Origin of the sequence: Bacillus sp. GMs2/2 (assembly GCF_050172095.1) — a bacterium.
Classification (GTDB): domain Bacteria; phylum Bacillota; class Bacilli; order Bacillales; family Bacillaceae_G; genus Bacillus_A; species Bacillus_A cereus.
In genome coordinates, this window is sequence record NZ_JBNLYE010000790.1 from 1 (window position 1) to 328 (window position 328).

Sequence of the window (328 nt, forward strand, 5' to 3'; positions counted from 1 at the left end):
CGAACTAGAAAAGAAAGGACGTTTAGTCCTGTTTAATCTAGAAAATGGACATGAACCAAAGAATCAAAAAGAAGGCGAACAGTGGCTTTCTATCTTGGAAGAGAATAAAAAGGCAAAGACAATCCCTCAGAAGCGCCTAGAAGCTTTTATAGAGCGTTTAAAAGCGTTTCTAGATAAAATACTTGGGAAAGGGAAAGAATTCTCACTAGAGGGCTTAAAACGCAAATCAGAGCAGTTAAAACAAACGAGACAACCAAAGACAAAAAGAGATAGAGGGATGGAGCGATAAAAAAAGCGATACCCATTGTGATGGGCATCGCTTTTTTGC

At 38.7% G+C, this 328-nt stretch carries 1 pseudogene; it reads left to right on the plus strand.

Annotation, left to right across the window (positions count from 1 at the left end):
* Window positions 1-289: pseudogene (locus tag ACQGS6_RS29550) on the plus strand (MobV family relaxase); the annotation flags it as partial.
* Window positions 290-328: the final 39 nt, after the last annotated feature.